This window comes from Kitasatospora sp. NPDC057512 (genome assembly GCF_042802135.1).
In the GTDB taxonomy this organism is placed as follows: domain Bacteria; phylum Actinomycetota; class Actinomycetes; order Streptomycetales; family Streptomycetaceae; genus Kitasatospora.
This window is the reverse complement of record NZ_JBHVET010000629.1, coordinates 1-5,208: the sequence shown is the minus strand read 5'-3', so window position 1 is coordinate 5,208 and position 5,208 is coordinate 1. Positions and strand designations below refer to the sequence as shown.

Below are 5,208 nucleotides of genomic sequence, written 5' to 3'. Positions count from 1 at the left end.
GGGTACGACGGGCTCTGCCTCGTCGCCTGACCGCTTGCGCCCGCCCGGCTCTTCGGCCGGGCGGGCGGGCAGCAGCTCAGCCGGGCAGGCCCGGCAGGCGGTCCAGGGTGATCCCGAAGCGGGTGCGGTACGCGGTGAGGGCCTCGTCGTCGGCGAGGTGCCGCTCGGTGCGCCCGCCGGCCGGGGTGGTGGTGATGAGGCGGTTGCCGCCGAGGGTGATCCGGCCGCCGTCCGCGGTGAGCAGTGTGCAGGTCGTGGAGCGGGTGAAGTGGGAGTCCGGCGAGGTGGCCTGCCACCAGCAGGTCGGGGCGAAGTCGGCGAGCTCGTACGGGCGCGGGCCCAGGCGGTACTGGGGCGTGCCGTCCCGCAGGACGTCCAGGTCGCCGTGGGCGCCGGTCGGGGTGAGGGTGAACGCGCCCTCGGCGTCGGCCTGTTCGCCGCGCTCGGCCAGGCGCAGCGGGTGGTGGCTGAAGCGGCCGAAGCCGACGTCGACCAGCCACGGTTCGTCGAGGTCCACCCGCAGGGCGAGGTGGTCGAAGGGCGGGCCGAGCCGTTCGCCGTCGAAGACCCGGGCGGCGAGCAGGCCGACCCGGTAGCCGAGCGAGGTGAGCAACTGCGCGAAGGCGCCGTTGAGTTCGTAGCAGAAGCCGCCGCGGCGGCGGGTCACGACCTTGGCCAGCAGGGCGGCGGGGTCGAGGATGATGCGCTCGCCGAGGTGGATGTCCAGGTTCTCGAACGGGACGGTGCGCAGGTGCGCGAGCTGGAGCCGGGCGAGCGCGTGCGGGGAGGGGGCGCCGGGGTCGGGCAGGCCGATGCGGTCGAGGTAGGCGGACCGCTGGGCGGCGGTGAGGCCGCCGGCGGGGCCGTCGGTGGGGCCGTCGGACGGCTGCTCGGGGTGTGGCGCGTGATCCATCGGGCCATTCCACCCGGGAGGCCGGGCGCGGGGCCATCGGCTTTTGGTCCTACGTCCTGCGGGTCCCCGCTCGCCCGGGTTCCCGCTCGCCCGGGTCCGTGCGCGTCCGGGTCGTGCGCGTCCGGGTTCTTACACGCCTTTGCCGTCACTCTGCCGAACGGCTGACGGGCGCCCGGCAGAGTCGTGCCCACACCGACCGCAGGACGTACGGAGGACAGCGCGATGACGACGAACACGGCGAGGGGCACGGCCACCGGGACGAACGGCGCGGGCACGGGCGGCGCGGGCACGGGCGGCGCGAGCGCGAACGGCGCGGGGCGGCGGGCCCGGCGGGGCGCCCCGGCCGCCGCGGCCCTGGCGGTACTGGCGACGGCGCTGCCCCTGGCCGCCGCCCCGCCCGCGCAGGCCTCCCCCGCCGGGGCGCAGGGCCGGCCCGCGTGGTGCCCGGCCGTCCCCGGCCACCAGGTCGACTGCACGACCATGCGCCGGCCCCTGGTGACGGGCGAGCCTCGCCTGGGCGGCGTCGACGTGAGCTACGCGGTGGTGCGCCACAGCCGCCCCGGTCCGGCCCTGGGCACCGTCGCCCTCAACCCCGGCGGCCCCGGCGAGACCCTGATCGACCGCGCCGAGCAGGTGGCCGGTGCGCTGCAGGGGGTGCTGGACGACTACGACGTGCTCCTGCTGGACCCGCGCGGCACCGGCCGCTCCGGCCGGCTGCCCTGCGACGTCACCGAGGCCGAGTACCGCTGGGCCCCGCGGGCCGGCCAGCGCGAGGCCGTCGCCGAGTGCGCCGAGGAACTCGGCCCGCGTGCCCGCGGCTACACCAGCGCCGCCACCGCCGACGACATCGACGCCGCCCGCGAGCGCCTGGGCGCCCCCAGGCTGGTGCTGTACGGCATGTCGTACGGCACCTACCTGATGCCGGTCTACGCCGACCGCCACCCCGAGCGGGTCGAGAAGATGGTGCTGTCCGGCGCCTACCCGGTCGCCTTCGACTCCCTGGCCCGGCCCGGCGCCCAACAGGTCTCCCTGACGCTGCGCCGGATCTGCGAGCGCAGCGGCGCCTGCGACCCGGACACCGCGGTGCACGACCTCGCCGCCGTCGCCGAGCGGCTGCGCACCCGCCCGCTGAAGGTGACCGCCGAGGCCGGCGGCGAGCGGCGCACCGTGCTGTTCACCGAGGACAAGCTCGCCGACCTGATGTACGAGCCGGCCACCCGCGGCATCGGCCTGCACCCCGGGGAGCCAGGGCTGCTCGGCGCCCTGCCCGCCGCCCTGCACGCCTTCGCCGCGGGCGACGAGGGGCCGCTGTCCGCCCTGGTGCGCGGCGAGATGGAGGGCACCGGCACCGAGGACCAGGCCTCGTTCCTGGCCGTCACCTGCAACGACTACGTCCGCGCCTGGGACCCGGACGCCCCGGTGTCGGAGCGCCGCCGCCAGTACCGCGCCGCCCTGGCCGCCGCCGACCCGGCCGACTTCGGGGCCTTCAGCCCCGAGGGCTGGGCCGCGGGCCAGACCGACGGCGGGGACAACTGCCTGAACTGGCCGCGCCGGGGCACCGCCCGCCCGCAGCCGACCGACCTGGGGAACCTGCCCGACGTGCCCGTGCTGGTGCTCTCCGGAGACCTCGACACCAACACCCCCGAGGTCAACTCCCGCCTGTCGGCGGCCCAGTTCCGCCACAGCGCGTTCGTCTCGGTACCCAACAGCGGACACCTCCCGGAGATGGAGTCCACCGGCTGCGCCCTGGAGATCTCCAGCGGCTTCATCCGCACCGGCGAGGTCGGCGACACCTCCTGCCTGGTGCGGATCCCGCCGGTCGAGGTCGTCCCGGTCCCCCGCTGACGCGTCGTCGGCAGCCCCCCGACCGGCATGACCACGCCCGCCACCAGCGAGGATGACACCATGACAGATCCCACCGCCGACGCCCGGCGCACCGTCCTGGTCGTCGAGGACGACCCCGGTGTCCGCGCCACCCTCGACCACCTGCTGCGCTTCGAGGGCTACCGGGTGCTCACCACCGCCGACGGCCAGGAGGCGCTGGAGCTCCTGGAGCACCGGCGCCCCGACCTCGCGGTGGTGGACGTGGTCATGCCCCGCCTCGACGGCCTCGCCCTGTGCCGGATGCTGCGCCGGCGCGGCGACCGCCTGCCCATCCTGGTCCTCACCGCCCGCCACCAGCTCGGCGACCGGGTCGCCGGGCTGGACGCGGGCGCCGACGACTACCTCGCCAAGCCCTTCGCCACCGAGGAGCTGCTGGCCCGCATCCGCGCCCTGCTGCGCCGCACCGAGCCGCTCGACGCCGGGGTCGGCGAGGACACCGGGCTCGCCCTCGCCGACCTCGCCCTGGACCCGGCCGCCCGGCTGGCCCACCGCGGCGGGCGCCGGCTCGACCTGACCAAGACCGAGTTCGACCTGCTGGAGCTGCTGCTGCGCAACCAGGGCACCGTCCTGACCCGCCACCGGATCTACGAACGCATCTGGGGCTACGACTTCGACACCGACTCGCGCTCGCTCGACGTGTACGTCGGCTACCTGCGCCGCAAGACCGAGGAGCACGGCGCGCCCCGGCTGATCCACACCGTGCGCAACGTCGGCTACACCGCCCGGACCGCCTGATGCTGCGCACCCGCATCGGCCTGGTGGTCCTCGCCTCCGTCCTGCTGGCGATCGCCGTGCCCGTCACCGCCGCCTACCGCGGCGTCAGCACCCTGGTCTCCGACCAGCTCGACCGGAGCCTGCGGGACCGGGCCGACACCGTGCTCGCCGCCCTGGACCTCGGCCGGCTGCCGCCCGCCCGGCCCGACACCGTCGAACAGCTGCTGCCGGCCGACGGCACCGCCCGGCCGCTGGCCCCGGGCGGCGGGCCGGCGCTGCCGGTCTCCGAGCGGGCCCTGGCGGTGGCCCGCACCGGGCAGGGCTCCCACCAGGAGGACGCCACCGTCGACGGGACCCCCTACGGCGTCCTCACCCAGGCCCGCCCCGACGGGCAGGGCGCGGTGATGGTCGGCCAGACCTACGCCGGGGTCACCGAGGTCGACGAGGCGTTCCTACGGCGGATCACCGTCACCAGCGTGGCGGCCGCCGCCGCCTGCGCCCTGCTCAGCTGGCTCGTCCTCGGCCGGATCCTGCGGCCGGTGCGGCGCCTGGCCCGCGCCGCCGAGCACATCACCACCACCCGTGACCTGGCCACCCCGCTGCCCGCCGCCGGGCGCGACGAGGTCGGCGGCCTCACCCGGGCCTTCGAGTCGATGGTCGGCGCGCTGCGCCGCTCCCGCGAGCAGCAGCAGCGCCTGGTCCAGGACGCCAGCCACGAGCTGCGCACCCCGCTGACCTCGGTGCGCGGCTGCGCCGAGCTCCTCCAGCGCGCCCGCGGCCGGCTCGCCCCCGAGGACGAGGAGCAGATCCTCGCGACGCTGGTCACCGAGACCGTCGCGCTCGACGAACTCGTCCGCGAGCTGGTCGAGTTGGCCACCGACCAGCAGAGCACGGAGGAACCGGAGCCGCTCGACCTGCCGGACGCCGCCGAGGACAGCGCCCGGCGCTTCCGCCGCCGCACCGGCCGGGAGATCGCCGTCGTCTCCGAGGGGCCCGTCCGGGTGCTGGCCCGGCCGCGGGCACTCCAGCGCTGCGTGGACAACCTGGTGGGCAACGCCGTCAAGTTCAGTCCGGACGGCACCCCGGTCCAGATCCGCGTCACCGGCACCCGGCTGGCCGTGCGCGACCACGGGCCCGGGATCGCCGCCGGCGACCGGCATGCCGTCTTCGGGCGCTTCTACCGTGCCGCCGGCACCCAGTCGACCCCGGGTTCGGGGCTGGGCCTGGCCATCGTCCACGACCTGGTCGTCGCGGACGGCGGCACCGTCTTCGCCGCCGCCGCCCCCGGGGGTGGCGCCGAGGTCGGCTTCCGGCTGCCGCCGGCCCCGGGCGGCTGACGGCCCGTCGGGGGCGCCGGGGCCCGGGCCGTACGGATCGGGATGCCCCCGCTGCCGGTCCGCGCGCCGGCCACCGCCCCGGCGGACCGTCCGGAGGGGCCCGGGCGGACGCGTGAGCGCAAGAAGTCCGGCCCCGACCGGACCCCCGCGCGGGGCGGGCCCCGTCAGGCGGGGAGGTGGGCGGCCACCAGGGTGGCGAAGTCCTCGGGGGTGAGGATGCGGATGCCGAGCTCCTCGGCCTTGGCGCGCTTGGAGCCGGCCTTCTCGCCCGCGACCAGGAGGGTGGTGCGCTTGGAGACCGAGGAGGAGGCCTTGCCGCCGGCGCGTTCGACCAGTTCGTTCATCTGGTTGCGGGAGAGG

General features: G+C 76.6%; 5 protein-coding genes. 3 read left to right on the top strand and 2 right to left on the bottom strand.

What is annotated here, in order from left to right:
• Window positions 1-76: 76 nt before the first annotated feature.
• On the bottom strand, window positions 77-913 hold the full coding sequence (locus tag ACFU6K_RS30780) for an arylamine N-acetyltransferase (protein ID WP_380668552.1): 837 nt from the start codon (window positions 911-913) through the stop codon (window positions 77-79).
• 222 nt (window positions 914-1,135) lie between these two features.
• Between ACFU6K_RS30780 and ACFU6K_RS30775 the strand changes: the two genes are divergently transcribed.
• From ACFU6K_RS30775 to ACFU6K_RS30765, 3 genes are read left to right on the top strand one after another with little or no spacing between them, the layout of a single operon-like run.
• Entirely contained in the window at window positions 1,136-2,758 is a 1,623-nt protein-coding gene (locus ACFU6K_RS30775; protein ID WP_380668550.1) for an alpha/beta fold hydrolase, read from the top strand.
• Between the two features lie 60 nt (window positions 2,759-2,818).
• The gene (locus tag ACFU6K_RS30770; RefSeq protein WP_380668548.1) at window positions 2,819-3,532 is read left to right on the top strand and encodes a response regulator transcription factor; all 714 of its coding nucleotides are present in this window, start codon (window positions 2,819-2,821) and stop codon (window positions 3,530-3,532) included.
• Window positions 3,532-4,848, top strand: coding sequence for an ATP-binding protein (locus ACFU6K_RS30765; protein ID WP_380668546.1), 1,317 nt, complete (start codon window positions 3,532-3,534; stop codon window positions 4,846-4,848). Before ACFU6K_RS30770 ends, ACFU6K_RS30765 begins: the two co-directional genes overlap by 1 nt.
• A gap of 164 nt (window positions 4,849-5,012) precedes the next feature.
• Here the strand turns inward: ACFU6K_RS30765 and ACFU6K_RS30760 are convergent.
• Window positions 5,013-5,208, bottom strand: a 196-nt coding sequence (locus tag ACFU6K_RS30760; protein ID WP_380668544.1) for a BRCT domain-containing protein, incomplete at its 5' end; no start/stop codon positions are given.